At 48.9% G+C, this 619-nt stretch carries 1 protein-coding gene; it reads right to left on the bottom strand.

Annotated features, from left to right (window positions below):
• Positions 1-79: 79 nt before the first annotated feature.
• A partial coding sequence (locus HMPREF1627_RS00400; RefSeq protein WP_034499982.1) for a DUF5635 domain-containing protein occupies positions 80-619 on the bottom strand: 540 nt, incomplete at its 5' end.

Below are 619 nucleotides of genomic sequence, written 5' to 3'. Positions count from 1 at the left end.
ACGCTGATTTGCTACTTCAGAGCGCGCGAAACCGTCAAGGAATCCGGCTTTCGGGAAAAATTGTTAGATTAGCACCCCTCTAATCTAACAATTTATTGGTAGTTGCTGATTTCTTGACAGATTTCTTCAAGTCTTTAGGGCGATAATGCGTCGACCTTCCAGCTCCAACTGTACGAATGATTTCTCGTGATGCCATGTCGTCTAAGCGATTCTTTGCCGTTCCTCGCGAAACGCCTGTGAGTGCCATCAGATCACTGGTTGCGATGCTTCCCATCTCATCAAGCCAAAGGAGAGCAGCGTTCTCCATCTCTGCGGGGTCAGTCGAGAGATATGACGCGAGTCTTGTAACGGAAGTAGGCGTCTGCTTAAGAATGGCTCTCGCATTTTCACCAAGAATCCACGAACCATTGTGCTCGGTGATTAGGGGTAACCCATCCACTGTCGTTTGAAGTGACGCTTCAAGCGCAGATATGGCGGCATCATTTCCAGATTGGAGACCTTTTGCCACTGTGTCTACGGTGACAAATGGCCTCCTGAACAGCAGGTACAAGATAATTGCGATCCGGTAATCCCGTTGCCGGCCTAGTGGGACAATCTTGCTCATCAACTCCAATACAGG

It is taken from the genome of Actinomyces sp. S6-Spd3, assembly GCF_000758755.1.
GTDB lineage: Bacteria > Actinomycetota > Actinomycetes > Actinomycetales > Actinomycetaceae > Pauljensenia.
This window is presented reverse-complemented; position numbering and strand designations above follow the sequence as displayed.